The sequence below is a fragment of the Novosphingobium percolationis genome (assembly GCF_020179425.1).
Classification (GTDB): Bacteria; Pseudomonadota; Alphaproteobacteria; order Sphingomonadales; family Sphingomonadaceae; genus Novosphingobium; species Novosphingobium percolationis.
In genome coordinates this window covers 933,713-952,980 of record NZ_JAILYM010000001.1, presented here as the reverse complement: position 1 = coordinate 952,980, position 19,268 = coordinate 933,713, and the positions used below count along the sequence as shown (strand labels likewise).

At 64.2% G+C, this 19,268-nt stretch carries 24 protein-coding genes; 19 read left to right on the top strand and 5 right to left on the bottom strand.

Features of this window, described 5'->3' with window-relative positions:
• Positions 1-91: 91 nt before the first annotated feature.
• The 6 genes from K3A84_RS04355 to arsH all read left to right on the top strand — a co-directional run bounded on the left by K3A84_RS04355 (position 92) and on the right by arsH (position 3,769).
• Positions 92-994, top strand: a complete 903-nt coding sequence (locus K3A84_RS04355) for an ArdC family protein (RefSeq protein WP_225008068.1) — start codon at positions 92-94, stop codon at positions 992-994.
• 68 nt (positions 995-1,062) lie between these two features.
• On the top strand, positions 1,063-1,407 hold the full coding sequence (locus K3A84_RS04350; RefSeq protein ID WP_225008067.1) for an ArsR/SmtB family transcription factor: 345 nt from the start codon (positions 1,063-1,065) through the stop codon (positions 1,405-1,407).
• 26 nt (positions 1,408-1,433) lie between these two features.
• Positions 1,434-1,925: an arsenate reductase ArsC gene (locus tag K3A84_RS04345; protein ID WP_225008066.1), complete on the top strand. Its 492-nt coding sequence runs from the start codon at positions 1,434-1,436 to the stop codon at positions 1,923-1,925.
• Positions 1,922-2,602, top strand: coding sequence for an aquaporin (locus K3A84_RS04340; RefSeq protein WP_225008065.1), 681 nt, complete (start codon positions 1,922-1,924; stop codon positions 2,600-2,602). Before K3A84_RS04345 ends, K3A84_RS04340 begins: the two co-directional genes overlap by 4 nt.
• A complete protein-coding gene (arsC, locus tag K3A84_RS04335; RefSeq protein ID WP_225008064.1) occupies positions 2,583-3,020 on the top strand; it encodes an arsenate reductase (glutaredoxin) in 438 nt (145 codons plus the stop codon). The genes K3A84_RS04340 and arsC overlap by 20 nt, the downstream gene beginning before the upstream one ends.
• Positions 3,017-3,769 (top strand): arsenical resistance protein ArsH, encoded by a 753-nt coding sequence (gene arsH, locus K3A84_RS04330; protein WP_225008063.1) that lies wholly within the window; start codon positions 3,017-3,019, stop codon positions 3,767-3,769. The genes arsC and arsH overlap by 4 nt, the downstream gene beginning before the upstream one ends.
• 5 nt (positions 3,770-3,774) lie before the next feature.
• Here the strand turns inward: arsH and K3A84_RS04325 are convergent, their stop codons facing one another.
• From K3A84_RS04325 to K3A84_RS04310, 4 genes are read right to left on the bottom strand one after another with little or no spacing between them, the layout of a single operon-like run.
• Positions 3,775-4,221 (bottom strand): hypothetical protein, encoded by a 447-nt coding sequence (locus K3A84_RS04325; protein WP_225008062.1) that lies wholly within the window; start codon positions 4,219-4,221, stop codon positions 3,775-3,777.
• Entirely contained in the window at positions 4,202-6,028 is a 1,827-nt protein-coding gene (locus K3A84_RS04320) for a site-specific integrase (RefSeq protein ID WP_225008061.1), read from the bottom strand. The genes K3A84_RS04325 and K3A84_RS04320 overlap by 20 nt, the downstream gene beginning before the upstream one ends.
• Positions 6,025-7,800, bottom strand: coding sequence for a site-specific integrase (locus K3A84_RS04315; RefSeq protein WP_225008060.1), 1,776 nt, complete (start codon positions 7,798-7,800; stop codon positions 6,025-6,027). The genes K3A84_RS04320 and K3A84_RS04315 overlap by 4 nt, the downstream gene beginning before the upstream one ends.
• A complete protein-coding gene (locus K3A84_RS04310) occupies positions 7,800-8,933 on the bottom strand; it encodes a tyrosine-type recombinase/integrase (protein ID WP_225008059.1) in 1,134 nt (377 codons plus the stop codon). The genes K3A84_RS04315 and K3A84_RS04310 overlap by 1 nt, the downstream gene beginning before the upstream one ends.
• Positions 8,934-9,054: 121 nt before the next feature.
• Between K3A84_RS04310 and K3A84_RS04305 the strand changes: the two genes are divergently transcribed.
• The 9 genes from K3A84_RS04305 (at position 9,055) to K3A84_RS04265 (ending at position 14,452) form a co-directional block, all read left to right on the top strand.
• Positions 9,055-9,417 (top strand): zincin-like metallopeptidase domain-containing protein, encoded by a 363-nt coding sequence (locus K3A84_RS04305; RefSeq protein ID WP_225008058.1) that lies wholly within the window; start codon positions 9,055-9,057, stop codon positions 9,415-9,417.
• 12 nt (positions 9,418-9,429) lie between these two features.
• Positions 9,430-9,852, top strand: a complete 423-nt coding sequence (locus K3A84_RS04300) for a hypothetical protein (protein WP_225008057.1) — start codon at positions 9,430-9,432, stop codon at positions 9,850-9,852.
• Between the two features lie 54 nt (positions 9,853-9,906).
• Positions 9,907-10,284: an antitoxin Xre/MbcA/ParS toxin-binding domain-containing protein gene (locus K3A84_RS04295; protein WP_225008056.1), complete on the top strand. Its 378-nt coding sequence runs from the start codon at positions 9,907-9,909 to the stop codon at positions 10,282-10,284.
• The gene (locus K3A84_RS04290; RefSeq protein WP_225008055.1) at positions 10,256-10,981 is read left to right on the top strand and encodes an RES family NAD+ phosphorylase; all 726 of its coding nucleotides are present in this window, start codon (positions 10,256-10,258) and stop codon (positions 10,979-10,981) included. The genes K3A84_RS04295 and K3A84_RS04290 overlap by 29 nt, the downstream gene beginning before the upstream one ends.
• Before the next feature lie 60 nt (positions 10,982-11,041).
• A complete protein-coding gene (locus K3A84_RS04285) occupies positions 11,042-11,458 on the top strand; it encodes a DUF3768 domain-containing protein (protein WP_225008054.1) in 417 nt (138 codons plus the stop codon).
• A gap of 332 nt (positions 11,459-11,790) precedes the next feature.
• Entirely contained in the window at positions 11,791-12,732 is a 942-nt protein-coding gene (locus K3A84_RS04280; RefSeq protein ID WP_225008053.1) for a DUF2493 domain-containing protein, read from the top strand.
• A gap of 127 nt (positions 12,733-12,859) precedes the next feature.
• Positions 12,860-13,321 (top strand): DUF6878 family protein, encoded by a 462-nt coding sequence (locus K3A84_RS04275; RefSeq protein ID WP_225008052.1) that lies wholly within the window; start codon positions 12,860-12,862, stop codon positions 13,319-13,321.
• Positions 13,322-13,330: 9 nt separating this feature from the next.
• Positions 13,331-13,762: a DUF6915 family protein gene (locus K3A84_RS04270; RefSeq protein ID WP_225008051.1), complete on the top strand. Its 432-nt coding sequence runs from the start codon at positions 13,331-13,333 to the stop codon at positions 13,760-13,762.
• 300 nt (positions 13,763-14,062) lie between these two features.
• A complete protein-coding gene (locus K3A84_RS04265; RefSeq protein ID WP_225008050.1) occupies positions 14,063-14,452 on the top strand; it encodes a single-stranded DNA-binding protein in 390 nt (129 codons plus the stop codon).
• 113 nt (positions 14,453-14,565) lie between these two features.
• Here the strand turns inward: K3A84_RS04265 and K3A84_RS04260 are convergent, their stop codons facing one another.
• Complete coding sequence (locus K3A84_RS04260) at positions 14,566-14,799, bottom strand: DUF6437 family protein (RefSeq protein ID WP_225008049.1); 234 nt, start codon at positions 14,797-14,799, stop codon at positions 14,566-14,568.
• 316 nt (positions 14,800-15,115) lie between these two features.
• Between K3A84_RS04260 and K3A84_RS04255 the strand changes: the two genes are divergently transcribed.
• From K3A84_RS04255 to K3A84_RS04240, 4 genes are all read left to right on the top strand, one after another.
• On the top strand, positions 15,116-15,352 hold the full coding sequence (locus K3A84_RS04255; RefSeq protein ID WP_225008048.1) for a hypothetical protein: 237 nt from the start codon (positions 15,116-15,118) through the stop codon (positions 15,350-15,352).
• A 168-nt stretch (positions 15,353-15,520) separates the two neighbouring features.
• Positions 15,521-16,144, top strand: a complete 624-nt coding sequence (locus K3A84_RS04250; protein ID WP_225008047.1) for a MucR family transcriptional regulator — start codon at positions 15,521-15,523, stop codon at positions 16,142-16,144.
• Positions 16,145-16,554: 410 nt separating this feature from the next.
• Positions 16,555-16,887 (top strand): hypothetical protein, encoded by a 333-nt coding sequence (locus K3A84_RS04245; RefSeq protein WP_225008046.1) that lies wholly within the window; start codon positions 16,555-16,557, stop codon positions 16,885-16,887.
• Positions 16,877-19,246 (top strand): type IV secretion system DNA-binding domain-containing protein, encoded by a 2,370-nt coding sequence (locus K3A84_RS04240; RefSeq protein ID WP_225008045.1) that lies wholly within the window; start codon positions 16,877-16,879, stop codon positions 19,244-19,246. The genes K3A84_RS04245 and K3A84_RS04240 overlap by 11 nt, the downstream gene beginning before the upstream one ends.
• Positions 19,247-19,268 lie beyond the last annotated feature (22 nt).

The window sequence follows — 19,268 nt, the reverse complement described above, 5'->3', positions numbered from 1 at the left end:
TCGTTGCCAAGGCGGCTGAGGGCTTCGCGGCGCTGCTTTTGCCGCACCATCGCAGGGTTTACCTTGCGATTTCAGGACAGGAGTCCTGATCATGCGCAGCACCGAACGCACCGATATCTACACCCGCGTCACCAACGAGATCGTGGCAGCGATCAAGGCAGGAGCGGGCTCGTGGACCATGCCTTGGCACCACGATGGATCGGCCACTTCACGGCCCGTCAACGCTGGCACCGGCAAGGCCTATCGTGGATCCAACATCCTGAGCCTGTGGATCGCGGCGCAGGCGGCAGGCTACACCTCGGGGCGGTGGGCAAGCTATCGCCAGTGGCAGGCGCTTGGTGCCCAGGTTCGCAAGGGTGAACAGGCCACCACCATCGTCTTCTGGAAGATCAACCAGCGCGGCGAGGATGCGGATGGCGGCGACGACCCACAGGAAGGCCGCGGCCGCACACGCATGTTTGCCCGCGGATACAGCGTATTCAATGAGGCTCAGGTCGACGGTTACGCCGCACCCATGATCGACCTCCTCTCGGACGATGCGCGTCTGCACAACGCCGATGCCTTCTGGTGCAACCTTGGCATTGCGACCCGGCACGGCGGCAACGAGGCCTACTACGTGCCTTCGGAAGATCGCGTGCAGATGCCCGAGTTCGCCCAGTTCAAGGATCCGGCGGGATATTACGGTACGCTCTACCATGAAGGTCTGCACGCCACGGGATCTTCGCATCGTTGCGACCGTGATCTTGCGGGTCGTTTCGGTTCGGACCGATATGCGGCGGAGGAGGCCATCGCGGACCTCGGCGCCGCACTCATCATGGCTGACCTTGGTATCGCGCACCATCCCCGACCGGATCACGCCGCCTACATTGCCTCGTGGCTGAAGGTGTTGAAGGCCGATGCCCGCGCGATTTTCACGCTCGCGAGCAAGGCGCAAGCTGCAGCGGACTGGATGCATGCCCAGCAGCCAGATAGCGCGCTCTGCCAAGCCGCATGATCGAACAGGCTTGACTGCGCAACGGCATTTCCATATTTCGATATGTGTCGAACAATGGAGATGCCGGCGTGGATTCATCGGCCGTTATACGAGCGCTCGGCGCGCTCGCGCAGGAGCACCGCCTGGGCGCCTTCCGGCTGCTGGTTCAGGCGGGTGAACAGGGACTCCCCGCTGGGGAGATCGCTGAGCGGCTCGGGGTGGTATCGTCGTCGATGAGCTTTCACCTGGCGGCACTGGCCAACGCGGGCCTCGTCACTCAACGCCGTCAGAGTCGCTCGATAATCTACTATGCGGACTTTGCCGCGATGAACGGTTTGATGGGCTACCTGACCGATAATTGCTGCGGCGGCGTGGCCTGCATGTCCGACCTGTCGTGCGGAGTTGATCAACAGGCAGCGCGCGGCGCGGCTTGAGCCGACGCAAGCCATCGGGGGGGATCATGAACATTCTGGTACTTTGCACGGGCAACTCAGCCCGCTCGATTCTGGGCGAGGCGATCTTCAACCAGTTGGGCGCAGGTCGGGTCAGGGCGTACAGCGCTGGCAGCAGGCCCAAGGGCGTGCCCCATCCTGGCGCGCTGCGCCTGCTCGAACGGCGCGGGATCGATACGAACTCCTTCCGCTCAAAGAGCTGGCACGAGTTCACCGGTCCCGACGCGCCGCCGATCGATATTGCGATCACCGTCTGCGGCAATGCCGCAGGCGAGGCCTGCCCGGTGTTTCCTGGAACGCCGATCAGGGCGCACTGGGGTCTGCCCGACCCTGCCGACGTCGACGGCAGTAAAGCCGAGGTCGACGCCGCGTTCGAGGCCACATGGCTGGCACTGACCGCAAGGGTCGCGGCGTTTCTGGCACTTCCGTTCGAGAAGCTCGATCCCCGCGAACTCGCCGATCACCTTGCCGAGTTCGGTCGCATGGAGGGCGCGGCATGAAGCGCGCGATCGCGGCCGAGGCCGTTGGCAGTTTCCTGCTGATCGCGACCGTCGTCGGCTCCGGGATCATGGCCGAGAGCCTCGCGGGCGGGAACGTTGCCATCGCACTCGTCGGCAATACCGCTGCGACCGGCGCGATGCTCTACGTGCTCATCACGATGCTTGGTCCCATCTCGGGGGCGCATTTCAACCCGGCGGTGACGCTGGTGTTCCGGCTGCTGCGCGTACTCGATACACGCCAGTCGCTGGGCCATGTCGCGGCGCAGCTCGCTGGCGGTGTGCTCGGAGTCTGGGCCGCGCACCTGATGTTCGGGCTCGACCTGATCCAGATTTCAACGAAGGTACGCACCGGCATGGGGCAGTGGACCGGCGAGCTGGTCGCAACCTTTGGACTGGTCCTGACCATTCTCGGCACCCTGCGTCACCGCCCCCAGGCGGTGCCCGCGTCGGTCGCACTCTACATAACCGCGGCCTACTGGTTCACTTCATCGACGAGCTTCGCCAACCCCGCGATAACGCTCGCCCGGGCGTTGACCGATACCTTTGCCGGGATCGCCCCTTCGGACACACCTGCTTTCATCGCCTGCCAGCTGGCAGGCGCGCTCGCCGCGCTCGGCGTGGCCCACCTGCTTTTCCCCGAAGCCGATCTGCGTGAGGATGCCCTGCGTGACGTCTGATATTGTCATCTACCACAACCCCGAGTGCGGAACCTCCCGCAACGCCGTGGCCATGATCCGTAATGCCGGTATCGAACCGCATGTCATCGAGTATCTGAAGACCCCGCCATCACGCGCACTGCTCGAGAGCCTGATCCAACGTGCCGGCATGACGCCGCGTGCACTGCTGCGCGAGAAGGGAACGCCCTATGCCGACCTCGGCCTCGCCGACGAGACGCTGAGCGATGCCACCCTGATCGACGCGATGATGGCTCATCCGATCCTGATTAACCGCCCGCTCGTGGTTTCGCCGCTCGGCGTGAAGCTTTGCCGCCCGTCCGAAGAGGTGCTCGATCTCCTGCCGCAGCGCCAGAAGGGCGCATTTGCCAAGGAAGACGGCGAACCGGTCGTCGATGCCGAAGGGAACCGCGTCGCATGACCGGCGCGCCATACGCGCGGTTGCGGACACTCGCCGAGCCTGACCGGTTGCCGTCACTCAAGCCGACCTATGCGCACCTCCGGCCGGCACTGGGTCTTGGCGAGCTTGATCCGCCGCCGCGTATCCTGCTGCTCTATGGCTCCTTGCGCGAGCGGTCCTATTCTCGCCTGGTAGTCGAGGAAGCGGCGCGGCTGCTTCAGTTCTTCGGGTGCGAGACCCGCATTTTCGATCCGTCGGACCTTCCGCTCCCCGACCAGGTCTCAGGTGACGACCATCCCGCGGTGCAAGAGCTTCGCGAACACTCGCTCTGGTCGGAAGGGCAGGTCTGGTGCAGCCCGGAACGCCACGGCCAGATTACCGGTATCATGAAGACGCAGATCGACCACCTGCCGCTTGCCTACAAGGGATTGCGCCCGACACAGGGCCGAACGCTTGCAGTCATGCAGGTCAGCGCCGGTTCGCAATCGTTCAACTCCGTCAACACTCTGCGCGTGCTCGGCCGCTGGATGCGGATGTTCACCATCCCCAACCAGTCGAGCGTCGCCAAGGCCTACGAGGAGTTCGACGAGGCAGGCCGGATGAAGCCGTCGAGCTACTATGACCGGATTGTCGATGTCGTGGAGGAGCTCGTGCGCTTCACGGTCCTCCTGCGCCCCCATGCTGAACAGCTGGTAGATCGCTACTCGGAGCGGGTCGATCGCGACTGCCCGGTCGATACACCGGTGGAGACAGCAGCCCTCGCAGGCTAAGCGACCTATCCGGTTTGCGCCGCTGCCTGCGCGGGGACGCTTCCAGTCCGCCGCAGGTATGTTTCCAGTTTTTGCTCCGCGCTGCGCGCCCGGTAAAGCAAGGTCAGGTTCTCACTGGCAAGCTCGCGGCGCTCCTCGCCGTGAAGTCGGGACTCGGCCTTCAGCCGGACCAGTTCGCTTTCGAGTTCGACAAGCCTGGCAGCGAGATCGCGGACTGGCACGTCAGCATGGGCCGCAGCCTCGATTTCATCAAGGATGTCGCGGTGGTTCGTATAAAGCGGGTTACGGCTGCGCCCGGCCTCGCGCGCAACCGACGCCGGCGTGATCCGTACAACTCGCCCGGCGTGGTCGGGATGCCGACCTTCGCCGCGCGCCAGTCTTGCCAGCGCCGCCCGATAACTCCTTGCCGCGGATTGCCCGCGTGGATCCGCATCAACATTGCCCATCGTCATCTCCGATTTGCGCGAGCACCCGCTCGCATTGTCCGATCGCTTCATTGAGCACCGCAGCCGTCATGGCGTTAGCGTCGGCCAGCAGCGCAGCATTACGCCTCTGGCGATCTCGCCAGTAGGCTCCGTGCTTCGCCTCGATCACCATGTTCGCGCATTTCAGGCAGACCGCCGGAGCGCGTCCGGCCTCGTCCGGTTGCAGTTCGCCGCCGCAACGGGATGTCTCCTGCTGGAACACGCACCAGCCATAGTCGCAGGCATGGATACGAAGGTCCGTTTCTTCGAGGATGAACGCAATATAGTCGCGGCGCACCTGTTCGCCCGCGCGGCCGCGGAAGCGGGCGTTGCCAGCGACGATGCGTTCACCCATCTTGCCGCCGAGCCGTTTGGCAGCGAGCAACCGGTCGAGGGCGGCTGCGGTTTCGGCGCGGGCTTCGTGGTCAATGAGGCTATGGAGGTCGAAGTCGCTGCCGACGTAGCCCCGCGCAGTCATGGCAACGGAGGTGTGCTTGAAGTGCTCGGCAAGGCCCAGGAGCTGGGTACGGTCGCGCCGGGCAATGAAGCGGGCAAAGGTCTTGCGGAACTGGTGGGTGCTGAACGGCCAAGGTTTCCCGTCATGATCGGGTACGCCGACGCGGGCTGCAAAGTCATTGATGCGCCAGGCGATGTGCATGTGCGTCACCGGCACGATTTCGCCATACTGCGTGTTCCTGACCAGGAAGAGCTCGTCGCGGCCCGAGGCCTCGCGCAGCGGCGCGCTCAGCCGTTCGAGCAGATCGACTGCGCGCACGACTGGAACGGGAGCGACCCACCGCTCGATGCGGCCATCGGGATCGTCGACCGTCTTGAACAGCCTTGCCACCACATAGGCCTGATCGACCCCGCTCTCGCCGATCGGGCGATACTCGATTGCCCCGGCTTTCATCGACAGGATTTCGCTGACCCGCATGCCCACGAAGCCCGCGATCACGATGTAGCAGGCTTCGACGAGGTGGGTGGCGGCGTGGCGAACCGCATAGGCGCCGCCAAGCGCTTCGCCCGACGGGCCGACTAGCGAAGCGTACTCCAGCGCAGCCCGGACGTGATCCGATGCCTGGCGTTTTCCGCGCAGCAACCCCTGCGATCGCGCGTCGCGGCGGATCGTTTCGGCCATCACGATCGTATCGCCATGATCCTCGATCCACCGTAGGGCCTCGGCCAGGATCGCGATCGCTTGCGGCTCGGGGATGAATGGTATCGCGCCCTTAGTTGCACGGGTGTGGCCGGCAGCCTCATAGGTCGTTTCCAGCGGCAAGGGATCGACCTGCGGCGCATCGTCGAGCTTTCCCCGTTGCCGGTAGAGATCCTTTATCGCGAGCAGATAGTTGGTGATCGTGGCCGTCGCGATATTGCCCTTGCCCCCGCGTGACGGGCGGCTGCGAAGGCATATGGAGAGCCGTTCGATCGCGTCAGGGCCGATCTCGGCGAAGCGCGCGAGCCCTTCCTTCGCCATCCATTCGACGATCGAACGCAGCACCATCGCTTTCTGATGGATCGACGCCGGCGACGACCGTTTGCGTCCTGATGGAGGATCGTAGTGCATCGACCAGAGGAAGTGCTTCGTCGCGCGGATCAGGCGACCATGATCGCCTGCGCTGATCTTTGAGCTTTCCGGTGGCGGCACAGCCCAGTTGAACCGGTTCTGATCCGCCCGGCGACCTGCGGTGCGGATATCGAGCAGCCATTCATCATCGCCGAACCGGCTCCAGGGAGAGAGTGGTGCCTCTTCCCATGTGGACGACTGTGCGAGCGGGCGCGGGCGCGGGGTCATTCGACCGGCGGCAACTGTGGCAGAGGTTTCCTTGCGGCTGCTTCAAGCATCGCACCGGGGAACCGGGGTAGAATGTCGCGCTCGAGGATTTCGAGCTTGGGTGCGTAGAGCAGCCGCCAGCGTTCGGGCGCCATGGCAGAACGCCCATCAGCAAGTGCGGCCCGCGTCGCCAGCAGGCGAACCAGCACCTCCTCGTCGAGCGGGATCACGGCATTGGGGCAGGTGAAGCAACCAAGCCAGGCCGTGCACAGCTGGCCCCTGCGTTGCCCCTCGGCAATGCCCGCAAGGGGATCGCGGCAGATGAAGCCGGCTGCGGTTGCATTGCGCAGGTCGGGGAGGGTTTCGGATTTTCGCGGATTGTCGACATTGCCGCGGGCCACTTCGACGAACCGAGCCTGCAACCGTCCGATCGCCAACGCCTGCGCCTTCCGGACCCGGGGCCGGTCCACGTAGCGCTGCGTCGTATCGGGAGTGGCGTGATTGGCGAGTGCCTGGGTTTTCAAAATATCATGCCCGAGCCGCTCATGCGCGAGTGTCAGGCCCGATGCGCGCAGCGTCGCCAGAGTGAGCTTCAGCAGCTTGCCATCGTCGCCGACAAGGCCGTGCCGCTCGACGAACCGCCGGGTCAGTTTAGAAGCCATATAACAGGGGATCACCCCGATCGCGCGCGAGGCCGCGATCATGCCGGTGAGGAACAGCGCTCCTTGGTCCACTTGCGGCGCATGCGGCACCAGCCTTTCGGTCATCGCCAGCACCTGCTCGACCAGCACCGGCACCGAGAAGCTCTTGTCACGCAAGAAGCTGCGCCGCTGTTCGCGCCCTGCGCGACCCTTGTGCCAGCTGACCATGACCCGACCCTCGAGCAGCAGATGCTTGCTCAGGCAGTCGCGTCGCATCAATCTGAGCGCTTCTGCATTGGCGTAGGTCTGGGCACCGATCGCGATCATGTAGGCGACGATCGTGTCGGGCAGCGCGAACAGCCGCCCGGCGATCCCGCCGACACCGCCGTGGCGTATCGTCGCGAAGTGAAGCCGCCAGAGTTCGGCTCCCTTGCGCAGCATGTCGTTGACCTTGGGCGGTACGCCGCCGAACCGGTCGTCGATCACCGCGAGCATCACGCCGATATCGTCGAGATCGAGCTTGGCGAGGTCAGGCTCGGCGGCAATGGCCGCCCGGTTGACCCGAGCGAGCATAGCGCGGCCCTCCTCGAACCGGGCCCAGGCTGCCTCGATGTCCTTGCGCGCAGCGGCGAGCACCCGTTCCATTTCATCGCGGCTCAGCACCTCGCGCTGGCGCGCTGCGGCATTCTTGCGGGGGAACGGATTGAACGGGATGTCGAGATCGGGATGGACCAGATCGGGCCGGTTGCGCTTGAGCCAGGCCAGGTGCTGTTTGATGATTGACCACACTGAGTAGCGCGTACCCTTGCTCCAGGGCCTGGTGCCGAGCCAGACGATGAAGGTATTGAGCACGCTGGTATCGATGTCGCGCGTTGCCACAACCTCAGCATTATGTTCGCCCAGAAAGGCGAACCACAGCTTCAGGTGGCGATAGGCGTTTGCCCTGTTGGCCGGTTGCCTGACGGCGTAGTGATACCGGAACGCCAGCGCCCATTCCGCTGCCATAGCGGGCCGAGCGGCGAAGACTGCGAAGTCGAACGCGCATTCGAGCTGGCCGTCGGCATCGACGACATTGACCAGCAGCGCGCCAGGATTGCCGATCAGCAGCTCAGGCGACGGCGCGACCTGGTAGTCCTTCTGCGGGCGCGGCATTACAGCAGCGCCGCGTAGAGGTCGTCGACCGAGGCCTCGATCACCGACAGGTCGGTCTCGACAACGCGCAGGTAAACCGCCGTCGTCGCCAGATCGGCATGGCCAAGCAGCACCTGCAGCGTGAGTAGCGGATTGAGTTCGGGATTGTTCTGGGCTTCGCGTTGCAGGAACCGCAGCATAGCTGCAGCGAAGGTGTGTCGTAGTGCGTGGAACGTCGCGTTCACCCCGGCAGCTTCGGCAGCGGCCGCGAACATCGCTCCAACCCGGCGCGGCTTTACTGGTTGCCCCCGGCAGGTCAGGAACAGGGCATCTGGATCGCAGCCAGCTCGATTTACCGCAGTGCGACGGATCAGGACGGCTCGCTCTTCCCGGACATAGGCACGGGTACGATCGACCAGCGGGGCTGGGGGATAGATCATCCGCGAACGCCCACCCTTGGTTTCGTCGATCTGCACCGGGATCATCGGTTCGTTACCCGATCGCTTCAGGTGACGAACGGTCAGGCCCGCCACTTCCATTCGGCGGATCCCGGTGGTCACCGCCCATTCGACGATCAGCCGGTCGCGCACCGACATCGCGGCCATGATACGCCGGATCGCTTCCGGCGCGAGCGGGCGCGGCAACATCGGCACATGCCGCATGGTCAGCTCGTTCGCCTTGGTCCGGCCGCCAGTTGCATCGATATGCGCTAGGTATCCCTGCGGACGACTGCGAGACATGGTGATTTCCTGGCTCACGAATGGGACCTGCTTCATCAGTCCGGTCGCCACGCTCCAGCGGTAGAATCGCCCTATGGTCCTGAGCCGTCCGTTGATTGTGCTGCGCGCCAGCGGCCTCCCGGTGCCGCTGCGTGGCCTGAGCATCTGGTCTCGATAGGCAGAGAGTTCGCCCGGGCCGACCTCGTTCCATACCCAGCCATTGGCTTCGAGCGTCTGCCACCAGTCGTATAGGGCCTCACCATAGGTGCGCCAAGTCTGCGGACTTCTTGTCCTGCCGCGTACCAAAGCAACATGCATTAGCCATGCGCAGGCCGGTTCAACGAGCCGCATCCGGGCGTCGAGCAGCATGGGGACATTCTCCACCGATGATCCGTCGGGCCGGAACGCCGGCGTCGAGAACAACAGCTGCGCCATACCCACTCCAAGATTGCGACCGGACAGGGAGGGCCCTCGGGCCCTCCCTGTCCGGCAGAGAAGAGGGGGCTCGGATCATGTGTCCTGCTTGATTGGCAGAAGAGGACAGAAAGGACACGTTATGCATGGGACCTACCACGAACTGTCGCACTGGTCGGGCCATGTCAGCCGGCTCGACCGCGATCTCAAAGGGCGGTTCGGCACTTCGGCCTATGCTGCCGAAGAGCTGATCGCCGAACTGTCGAGTGCCATGCTCGGCGCCGAACTGGGCTTGCCGGTTGCGCATCTCGACAACCACGCGAGCTACATCGACCATTGGCTGACGCTACTTCGCAAGGACGATCGCGCGATCCTTACGGCCGCCGCACGGGCCGAGGAAGCCTCGGCACTGTTGCTAAGGCTGGGAGGGCGGCAAGGCGCAGGCGGCCACGATGCCAACGACACCGCGACTGACGGCAACGATGCTGTCGCACTGGCTGCCTGAGGGAGACGGGTCATGGGACGTTCCGTCAGCTATCCTGCCGGCAGCCTCGTCTGTTACACGTTGCTCGACGACTGCGAAGACGGTGATGAAGCGCAATGGGCCTATGAGTGGCTTTGCGATGATCTCGTTGCCCGTGCACGCGCAGCCTTTCCCTCGTTCGATCCACAGCAAGGGTGGCGCGGCCGGGAAGACCGCATCCTGCTGCGCAATGCCTACGCCGATTTCGGTGTCTCGACCTATTGCGGCCTTGCGGCGGTCTGGATCGCCGAACGGGAAGATGGTCCTTACTGGGAAGAGGACATGCGCTCAGGCCGTCATGCCCGCGCTGAATACTGGCTGCGCCAGATTGCCCCGAAGTTTGATGCCCTGTTTGGCGATCTTGATTGCCTTGGCCACTTCTCGAATGGCGAGGGCGTCTACCGTCGACGTGAATGATTGTCTGTTCAAATGATCGAATTTATGCTATATGCGTCATCTGAAAGGATCAACATGGCGACGCAAGCTCATCCCCAGACGCGCAACGATGCCGAAGTGCTGACCTCGGCGCTCTCGCGGATTGCCCAGTTCTGGCATCTGAGCAATTCCAAGCTCGGTGCGGTGCTGGGGCTGTCGCCAGCGACGGTTTCGCGCTTGCGTGGCGGTCGCTCGGTGCTCGATCCCGCGTCCAAGTCGTTTGAAGCCGGGCAGTTCCTGCTGCGCCTGTTCCGCAGCCTCGATGCACTGCTTGGCAGCGATGACGACGCCGCGCGCCGCTGGCTCGAAACGCGCAACCTCGATCTCGATGCGCGCCCCTTCGATCTGATCGACAGTTTCCGGGGTCTCATTACCGTGTGCGATTATGTGGACGCCCACCGCGCTCGCGTCTGAACTTCGCCAATGGCGGGGCGAAGGCTGGCGCGTGGTCGAAGCGCAGCATCGCATCTCGACCAACCGTCTTGCTGACAGCGCTGAAGACCAGCATCGGCTCGAACTGCTCGCCGATGCGGTGAAGCCCGAAATTCCGGCGGAGGCGCGAGGCCTGCATTACCTGCTGGCGTCGCCTTTCCGCTATGGGCACCGCAGCGAAAGCCGCTTTCGCGGGGCGGATGAACGGCCGGGCATTTTCTATGCCGCTGAAGCCGAGGCAACGGCCATTGCGGAGACGGCATACTGGCGTTTGCGCTTTTTCGTCCGATCCCCTGGCTTCGTGCCGCCTGCTACCACGAGCGAGCACACCAGCTTCACCGTCGCGATTGCGACCGCGCATATGATCGACCTGACAGTGTCTCCGTTCGATCGCGATGCTGCCGACTGGACCAACCCCACCGACTATGAGCCGTGCCAGGATCTGGCGACGGCCGCGCGAGAGGCGCGGGTCGAACTGATACGCACGCAATCTGCGCGCGATCCGGCTGCGGGATGCAACCTCGTGGTGCTCGCGCCAGCGGCCTTTGCCAGCCCCGACCCGGTCATTCGCAGAACCTGGCATTTGCGCTTTGAGGGTGGCCGGCTCGCGGCGCTTGCGGCCTTTCCTGGGGAAGAGCGCTTCGTGTTCATGGCAAGCCAGTTCGGGCTGACAGGTTAGCCATCACCGGACGAGAGCAAAGGATGCTCGTGGGGACGTGTTCCTCTCGGGAGACTTGCCATGCCCTCTTTCACACCAACGACTGCCACCTCAGACGTCGAGCGGTACCGAACCTCCGCGGTTGCGCAGCTTAATGACCAGGTCCGCCTCGGTCACGACCGCAAGGCACGGATCGTGTTCACGCGCGGCATTGTCGAATTGCTCCGCGGTGGCGAAACCATCCAGCAACGCCGTACCGCTCGGACCATCGTCAATCAGGCACTGCTCCTGCGCCAGATCGCCCTGGCACCGATCGAGCCGGGCGACGATCCCTATGGTGAACGCGACTTCGGTGCGATTACGTTTATGGGCAAGCGCCTGTTCTGGAAGATCGACGCATATGCCGACGACGGTTCGTTCACCTGGGGCTCGGAAGCGCCGTGGGATGCCGCCGTAACGATCCGAGTCCTGACGATCATGCGAGCCGACGAATACTGAGCAGGTCCGCCGCCTGCGGCATCCTGCTGGTCGTCTTTTCCTACATTCGTCCTGCCCACGCGGCGCGGCGAGGGCCCTGGACCGGCCGGTGCCGCCTGCAACCCGCTTCGCGAGACCCGTGTTGTCCGGCGAAACTCAGCAGCGGAGTTGCCTGAACGTAGAGGTTCGCGGGACCAGCAGCAGACATTTTGCATGGGCCGGACGGCCCGCGCCAGCCTCGCGAAGCAGGTTCCCCTGACGGTGCAGGCGCCGCCTTGAACCGGTCCTGACGGGCTCCACGCCGGCGTGGACAGGTTCGAAGCGCCGGCACCATTCCGTCAGGAGGACATGCCATGCACAAGCCCTTTGCCGAGCAACTCGCCGGTCTCGATCTTTCCGGCTTCTCGTTCGGTCCGGCTCCGGTCAATCAGACTGATTTCCCGGTCCGAGACGCCGTCGTCCAGACGCTGGACGCGGTCTGGTCCGAACTCTTTGCCCTCGTCGTGGGGACCGCCCTCGAAGCCGATGCCGAAGACCTCGGCTGGGCCTTCGTCAATCTCTTCCACCGCGCCGCCGAGCGCAAGGAGAGCGCCCTCGACCGCGCGACCGACCAGGTCCGTTCGTTGATTGCGATGGCCGATGGCTCCGAAGTCCATGCCCACGATCTCGAAACCGAGGTCGAACGCGCGCAGTGCGCGGAGAGCGCCATGATTGCCTACGAGGAGATGCGGGAGGTCGCTGCGGGCCTCTATCTCAACGAGTTCGGCAGTTCCTGGAAGCCCGCTTCCAGTTCGCGCCTGAACCATGCCGCGATGCTGACTTCAGCGCTCGTCGAAGGCCGCCAGTTCCTGCGCGCCCGCACCGAAGCCAAGCGCCGCGCCGCGATGCCCGAAGGCACGCCGGTGATCTTTGCCGGTGGTCGCAGCCGCCATGCCAGCGAAGACGATGCTCTGGCCCTTGGTAATGCCATCTGGGATACGCTCGACAAGGTCCGTGCACGCGTGCCCGACATGGTGCTCGTCCACGGCGGCGATACCAAGGGTGCTGATCGGATCGCCGGCTCCTGGGCTGAGCGGCACAAGGTTGCCCAGGTCACGTTCTCGCTCGACGTGCGTCTTGGCGCGCGCGCTGGCTTTGCGCGCAACGAGCGCATGCTCTCGATCAATCCCCGCTACGTCGTCGCATTCCCCGGCAATGGCGTGCTCGAGCGGCTCGTGATCGAAGCCAAGGCACGCCGTATCACCGTCGTCGATCGCCGCGGTCCGCTCGGCACCAATCCGAAAGCAGCAGACTGAGCACTGCTCGTTTCTCGCGCCAGCGTCCCTCCCGGACGCTGGCGTTTTTCGTGCCAGAGCAGAGGGCGCGCCTGACCGTTTGCCGGAGGCGGATCTGCCGCTTGCCGATGCAAACGGAGTTGCTGACATGATCGATCCCTTGAAGGGCATGGCCCAATTCGTGAAATGGCAAAAGGAACGGACCACGCGCGTCCTTGCCGAGATCGAGCACTACAAATCGGTGGTGATCGCGCCGCTCGAAGCCGCGGGCATCGCGCGCATCGAAGTGCGGTTCGATGGCTGTGGCGACAGCGGCGCAGTCGAGCAGATCGACTGCCTCGACGCGCAAGGCGTGACCCTGCCGTTACCAGATGTCAGTGTTGGCATGCCGCCTCTCGCAGTTGCCAACGAGGAGACGCAGCACCGGGCAGCAAGCCTTACAGAGGCGCTGGAATCGATGACTTACCTTGCCCTTGAGCAGCATCATCCCGGCTGGGAGAACAACGACGGTGCCTGCGGCGAGCTTGTCATCGAAGTCGACAAGGCGAGCTTCGTTCTGGACTGCCAGGTTCGCTACACCGCCTACGCCGATCACTCCAACGACGTCTAGGAGCAGGTCATGGCACATTGCTATTATCATGCCTTGTCTTCGGTCCGGAAATGGGGCGGGGCGGTCGAGGACTACCTGCCGCTTCACCAGTGGTTCGACCAGTCCAAGGCGATCCTCGCCGATCCCCGGCACCGTGCGCTGCGGCACCATGCCGAGGGCATCTTCATGCTCGAAACCCTGTTCGGAGCGTCCATCGTCAATGCCGATGGCCGCGTGGTTCCGGTGCGTCTTGTCGGGGAGCAACACGTCCGCGAGGACCTTGGTTCGATCCCTTCCTTTGCGGACTGGGCGTCCCTCATTTCCCCACGACCCTGGATGCTGCGCGGCAATCCGCTCGATCCGCCGCGGCAGGAAGGCGGTGGGCTTGCGGACTCTGGCGGTTTGCCTGTCCTCAAGGATGCTGCCCATGCGGGCGGAGCGTCGATCCGCATCGCGTTCTGACTGGGGGCGCCGATGCCGTCGTGAGCGTGAAGTGCAAGGAAACGGCCGCCGAAACGAAGTGGTGAAGGAGGGCATCTGACCCATCATCCTGCACCACCCGGCTCCTTTGCGAACCGGTCCTGAAGCAACCCCTTGGTCCTCGCAACCCGGATCGGGTCCGGCCGTGTTGCCGGGCTGCGCCCGGCTGCCCGCACCACCCGCACCAGATCCAGGTTCCCCTGCGGTGCGAGGGCCACCGGGCCGCTTCCTGGTCGGTTCGCAGCCGGGATGGCCCTGGACTGCTCGATCAGGAGAAAGCCCATGACCAACCTCGTTATCCTCGTCGGCCGCATCGCCCGCGATCCCGAAACCCGCACGACCCAGAGCGGCACCACCATCACCTCGATCTCGGTCGTGACCGACCGCCCCGCCCGCAAGGAAGGCAAGACCTACAAGGACGAGAACGGCTACACCGCCAAGGACAGCGAGTTCCACCGCATCACCTGCTTCAACGGCCTGGGCGCGAACGTCGCGAAGTACTGCACCAAGGGCCAGTTGGTGACCGTCGAGGGGCGCATCCACTACACGCAGTGGCAGGACCAGGACGGCGCCAAGCGCTACGGCTGCGAGATTATCGCCGACAAGGTGGATTTCCTCACCAAGGGCCGCAGCGGCGGCAACGAAGAAGCGCCTCCGATCGACGAGGACTGAAGGCAAACCACCACGACCAGGGCCCCGGCGAGCGCATCGTCGGGGCCTTTCTTTTGCTTTGGACGCGAGGGCGGCACGAGGGGCATCGAGCCCCTCGTGCCGCCATTGAGTCGTCAGGGCTTGCCCCCAAGGCGGGTCAATGACGCGTCGATCCCGTACTCCATCACCAGGCGAATCAATTGCCGGAAACGAGTCGGATCGTGGAGTTCGGCGCCGCAATCGAGCAGCACCTGGGCAAGGTCGTCGGCGGCCTGCTTGCGCAGCCGCTTTTCGTCTTCGTCAAGCTGCGCGCGCTGTTCGCGCAGCCGCTTGAGCGCCTCGTGGGCAACGGGTCTGGATCTGGCCATGGCATGTCTTTCTACATGCCCCCACAGATCCCCTCTGTGGTCAGTATGCACCAGCGCGCGCGTGCTGCAAATGCTGTTCTGCAAGCGCGAGGGGAGGGGGCTCTCTCGCAGCCTTCCCATGATGATGCGGGCTTTGGGGCCGCCTCAAGGACGACGGGGCCCCACCATTTTGCCGGGACAAGCCCGACAAAATCGTTTCCCCCATCGCCGCTGGCGCGGCCCGCGCGAGGGAACCTCGCACGGGTCCCTGACCCGTCCCGTCGCCCCCATCGCAAGGGGTCCCTGATGCGACGCATCGAACATCAGGAGATCAGCCATGATTGCTTCATCCGGACACACCCAGTTCAACTGGCAGGCCGACCAGGCCGAGTACACGGCGGCACTCGACAAGGCGCACGTGCGAGCCTGCCACAGTTACTTCACGCAGTATGTCCTGATCGATACAGCGGGGCATTACATCGCTGTCGACGAAGGCGATTACGGGGCCTTGCCGGGCACGCTGGCCGACCGGGTGATCGATGCCGTGCCGGGGCAGCTCAGCGATGAAATCTGAAGTACGTGCCTCGACAAGGAGGAAGTTCCGCCCGGGACTTCCTCCTTTTGTTTTGCTCGGATCCCCGTGCAATGTTCGACGCGCGTTGTATCGGTTCCTCAATTGTTGCGACGTTGGCTGGCAAGCGATAGTCATGCGCAATTCACGATCCGGTTGAGGAACAATATCATGGCAGACGAGACGATCATTGCGCTGGCTGCCGACATTATCGTTGCTCATCTCAGCCACAACGCCACGCCTGCAGGCGATGTCCCCGACCTGATTCGTGCCGTGCACGGTGCGCTTTCCGGTCTCGGTCAGGCGGCACCTATCGTTGAAGAACGTGCTGCGCCGGCCGTCTCGATCCGCTCGTCGGTCAGGCACGATGCCATTACCTGTCTCGAGTGCGGTGCGCGTCTCAAGATGCTCAAGCGCCACCTTCGGACAGACCATGCGCTGACCCCGGAAGCCTATCGCGAGCGCTGGGGCCTCAAGGCAGAATATCCCCTCGTCGCACCGGACTATGCTGCAACCCGCAAGGCCCTGGCCGTCAAGATCGGTCTTGGGCGCAAGCCGGCTGCCAAGCCTGTTCCCGAGGTCGCGCCTGAACCAGCCCCGAAGCCTGTCCGGGCCAAGGCCAAGGCGGGAAAAACGGCCTCGGATGCCGCGCCCGAGATGGCCGTGCCGACACCGCGCAAGCGGAAGGCGGCCAGTGTGTCTGACCCATCGGCGGGACCTGCAAAGCCTGCCTCTCGCAAGCGCAAGTCGGCACCCGCCACAGACCCCGCGACCAAGGCTGACGCACCGGACTGAGGTTCCGGCACCGCTTGCGATCGCGACAGGTCCGGACCCGCGCGGTTCACTCCTTGCCGTTTGAGCGCCATGTCCTTGCACAGGTCAGCGCCCACGTGTCCGCACTCCAGGATCGTGCTTTCAGTGGCAGGCACATAGGCCGGAACCAGGCATCTGAAGCGGGAACAGGGAGCACACCGTACGCGACGGGTCGCAGGGCAAAAATGGCGGTTTTGCGTTACACAGAGAGGGGTGGTCTCTTCCCAATCGAATGCGATTTGTGAGGGCTCTTACAAATTGCCTGCGATTTGCGGGAAGGTGGAATCCAGCGGTTCCGCGGTTTCAATGATCTTGATTTGTTCTCGATCCTGATTTATCAGGAAATCGCCTTTCGCAGTGCGTGACCAGACTTCCTTTCGAGGAGTTTGGCCATGTCACGGTCAATATCACTACAGGTCTATGTCCCGCTCGAGCTTGCCGAGCGGGTTCGTGTAGCCGCATCGGCGCGCGATTTGAGCGTCAGCGAGTGGGTGCGCCTGCTCGTGCTGTCGGCGTGTGAGCAGGAAGAGCTTGCCAGTACCAACACACGCCTGTTCGAGCGCATAGGGCGCCAGTCGCTGTTCTCGATGGTCGGGGTCGATGCGCTGCTCGCAGGCCATCCTGACCACGCCTTGCGGACCCGCGTTCATGAGGCATTCTCCCGGAAACTGAAGGAGCAGGGCCTTGCCTCCACCGTCCGTGAGGGAGGCTCCGATGAAGCGTAATCTTGCCAACTTCACGCGCGGGAGCCAACTCCTCGGGCACTTCGGCTTCATGTTCGCAGCGGGCCTCAAGGGGCCGGCGATCGTGGCGCTGATCGTCGTGTGCTGGACCACCTGGTGGCTGCTCTCCGGGCAACTGACCGATCAGGAAACGTACCTCGTCTGGATGCGCGTCTACGCTGCGGCGTTCACCTGGATGGAGTTCGATCCACACAAGGAAGTGGTGCTCCAGAGCGTCTCGGGTGGAAGCGTTCATTTGCCTATGGCAATGGTCCGGACCTGGCCGCCCGTCGCCCGGGCTTGGGCGCATATGTGGGCGCTCCTGCGCACCGCATTCGAATGGTCCGCGCTGTTCCTCGTGCCTGCGTTCATCGCCTTCTATTGGTTCGCCGCACGCTTCGGACGCAAGGCACGCGAGCGAAAGCACGAGCGCGGACCCAGCCTGGTCGAGCTGCCCGAACTCGTCGAGGAAATCCGCCAGCACAACCGGCAGGAGCGCAACCGCGAGCGCGACGAGGCCATGGGCTGGCACTGGCGTCTGTGCAGCCCTTGGGAACTGGCGGCGGTCTTTCCCTATCGTCCGTCGCGATTGGCCGGGGTCAGCTATCCCTGGCGGCTCGAACAGAGCCACGCCATGCTGATCGGCACCACCGGCATGGGCAAGACCGTCGCCTTATCAGAGATGATCGCAGAGGCGAGACAGCGCGGCGAACGGGCGGTGATTTTCGACCTGACGGGCGCCTTCATCGAGAGTTTCTACGATCCTTCGCGCGATGTAATCCTCAATCCTCTGGATGCGCGCTGCCCGCAGTGGAGCGTATTCGATGAATGCCGGGACGAGGCGGAGTTTACAGCGGCAGCCGAGGCGCTCGTGCCCCACGACGGCGGTGGATCGGAGCAGTTCTGGGTGCTCGCCGCGCGCCTGCTGTTCGTAGAAATGTGCCTCAAGCTGCGCGCGCGCGGGCAGGGGACCAACGAGGCACTGGCGCGCGAACTGATGACCGCGGATCTTAGCCGCGTGCACCAGTTGATGCGCGGGACCATCGCCGATCCGCTGACTGCGCCCGAGGCCGCGCGCATGGCGGAATCGATCCGCGCGGTCTTCAACGCCAACGCCAAAGCGCTCAAGCTGTTGCCACGGCAAGGGCGGCGCTTCTCGATCCGCGACTGGGTCGAGAACGGCGAGCGTGCGGGCGAGAATGGGGGCGGCATCGTGTTCATCTCGGCACGCTACGTCGACATGAGCGTGTGCTCTCAGCTGCTCACCGTCTGGCTCGACACAGCGATGAACGCGCTGATGACGCTCGAGCGAACGCGGGATCTGCGCATCTGGTTCTTCATCGACGAAATGGGCGCGCTCCACCGCCTGCCCGCCCTCGAAAAGGGCCTCCAGACCGCGCGCAATTTCGGGGGCGCGATCGTCACCGGGATCCACGCCTATGCCAAGCTCAAGGAAGTCTACGGCGACAACATGGCGATGACGCTGTCGTCGCTGGCACGGACCAAGCTGATCCTTGGCACCGCCGATCGCGACACCGCCACATGGTGCTCGGACTTCATCGGGCACACCCAGGTCCGCGACATGGAGGAGGGGTATACCTACGGCTACAACAATGCCCGCGATGCCGTCAGCCTGACCTCGCGCAAGCACATCGAGCCCCTGCTGCTGCCCGACCAGCTGATGAACCTGCCGCGGCTCATCGGGTACCTCAAGTTCCCGGATGGCTTCCCGGCGGCGAAGGTTCGGCTGACACCGCGCACGCGCCCCAAACGTACGGAGGCATTCATCCGACGCGCGGATGACCGGCCGACAAGGGAAACAGCTCAGACGCGCATGACGGAGGCTGCGGCATCGGGGGAAGCGTCTACGCAAAGCGCTCCGCCGGCATCTGTGCCTTCTTCATCCAACGACGACGGTGCCGGTAAGCGCATGGTCCGGCGCCAGGGCGAACTCGCGCTGGAGCCAGGTGAGCAGGGAAGGAAAGAGGGGAACACGACCATTGGACAGGTGCCCGCTGAAGTCCCTTCGGTATCGCCGAATGACACGACCATGGCATTGTCCGGCGGTCCGTCTGTTGGACCCGAGCCTACCCCCGTCGCAATGCCTACGCCGGCAATGCCAACGCTTGGCGTTCTGCCGGGCGAAGAGTCTGACGAGCAGGCACTGCCAGCGCAGGGCGCCCCCCGAAACGATCCCCGCCAGGTGGGCGTTGAAGGGAATGCTGCGCCGTCACGCGGCAATCGATCCAACACCCCCGCCGCGGCTGTGCCACGAAAGCTGATGCTGGACGACGGGATCCCTGAGCGCGGGCGGGATGATCGAGCACCCGATCTCTTCGGCGATATCGACCACGACATATAAGGAATGAACGGCGTCCCTTTTC

What these genes read in the sequence shown, in the direction of transcription:
- K3A84_RS04240 (WP_225008045.1), top strand. Translation starts at nt 16,877, where the DNA reads ATGAAGCGTAATCTTGCCAACTTCACGCGCGGGAGCCAACTCCTCGGG.
- K3A84_RS04275 (WP_225008052.1), top strand. Translation starts at nt 12,860, where the DNA reads ATGATCGATCCCTTGAAGGGCATGGCCCAATTCGTGAAATGGCAAAAG.
- K3A84_RS04340 (WP_225008065.1), top strand. Translation starts at nt 1,922, where the DNA reads ATGAAGCGCGCGATCGCGGCCGAGGCCGTTGGCAGTTTCCTGCTGATC.
- K3A84_RS04325 (WP_225008062.1), bottom strand. Translation starts at nt 4,221, where the DNA reads ATGACGATGGGCAATGTTGATGCGGATCCACGCGGGCAATCCGCGGCA.
- K3A84_RS04270 (WP_225008051.1), top strand. Translation starts at nt 13,331, where the DNA reads ATGGCACATTGCTATTATCATGCCTTGTCTTCGGTCCGGAAATGGGGC.
- K3A84_RS04250 (WP_225008047.1), top strand. Translation starts at nt 15,521, where the DNA reads ATGGCAGACGAGACGATCATTGCGCTGGCTGCCGACATTATCGTTGCT.
- K3A84_RS04285 (WP_225008054.1), top strand. Translation starts at nt 11,042, where the DNA reads ATGCCCTCTTTCACACCAACGACTGCCACCTCAGACGTCGAGCGGTAC.
- K3A84_RS04245 (WP_225008046.1), top strand. Translation starts at nt 16,555, where the DNA reads ATGTCACGGTCAATATCACTACAGGTCTATGTCCCGCTCGAGCTTGCC.
- K3A84_RS04255 (WP_225008048.1), top strand. Translation starts at nt 15,116, where the DNA reads ATGATTGCTTCATCCGGACACACCCAGTTCAACTGGCAGGCCGACCAG.
- K3A84_RS04345 (WP_225008066.1), top strand. Translation starts at nt 1,434, where the DNA reads ATGAACATTCTGGTACTTTGCACGGGCAACTCAGCCCGCTCGATTCTG.
- K3A84_RS04320 (WP_225008061.1), bottom strand. Translation starts at nt 6,028, where the DNA reads ATGACCCCGCGCCCGCGCCCGCTCGCACAGTCGTCCACATGGGAAGAG.
- arsC (WP_225008064.1), top strand. Translation starts at nt 2,583, where the DNA reads ATGCCCTGCGTGACGTCTGATATTGTCATCTACCACAACCCCGAGTGC.
- K3A84_RS04315 (WP_225008060.1), bottom strand. Translation starts at nt 7,800, where the DNA reads ATGCCGCGCCCGCAGAAGGACTACCAGGTCGCGCCGTCGCCTGAGCTG.
- K3A84_RS04355 (WP_225008068.1), top strand. Translation starts at nt 92, where the DNA reads ATGCGCAGCACCGAACGCACCGATATCTACACCCGCGTCACCAACGAG.
- K3A84_RS04260 (WP_225008049.1), bottom strand. Translation starts at nt 14,799, where the DNA reads ATGGCCAGATCCAGACCCGTTGCCCACGAGGCGCTCAAGCGGCTGCGC.
- K3A84_RS04265 (WP_225008050.1), top strand. Translation starts at nt 14,063, where the DNA reads ATGACCAACCTCGTTATCCTCGTCGGCCGCATCGCCCGCGATCCCGAA.
- K3A84_RS04305 (WP_225008058.1), top strand. Translation starts at nt 9,055, where the DNA reads ATGCATGGGACCTACCACGAACTGTCGCACTGGTCGGGCCATGTCAGC.
- K3A84_RS04295 (WP_225008056.1), top strand. Translation starts at nt 9,907, where the DNA reads ATGGCGACGCAAGCTCATCCCCAGACGCGCAACGATGCCGAAGTGCTG.
- K3A84_RS04290 (WP_225008055.1), top strand. Translation starts at nt 10,256, where the DNA reads ATGTGGACGCCCACCGCGCTCGCGTCTGAACTTCGCCAATGGCGGGGC.
- K3A84_RS04280 (WP_225008053.1), top strand. Translation starts at nt 11,791, where the DNA reads ATGCACAAGCCCTTTGCCGAGCAACTCGCCGGTCTCGATCTTTCCGGC.
- K3A84_RS04310 (WP_225008059.1), bottom strand. Translation starts at nt 8,933, where the DNA reads ATGGCGCAGCTGTTGTTCTCGACGCCGGCGTTCCGGCCCGACGGATCA.
- arsH (WP_225008063.1), top strand. Translation starts at nt 3,017, where the DNA reads ATGACCGGCGCGCCATACGCGCGGTTGCGGACACTCGCCGAGCCTGAC.
- K3A84_RS04300 (WP_225008057.1), top strand. Translation starts at nt 9,430, where the DNA reads ATGGGACGTTCCGTCAGCTATCCTGCCGGCAGCCTCGTCTGTTACACG.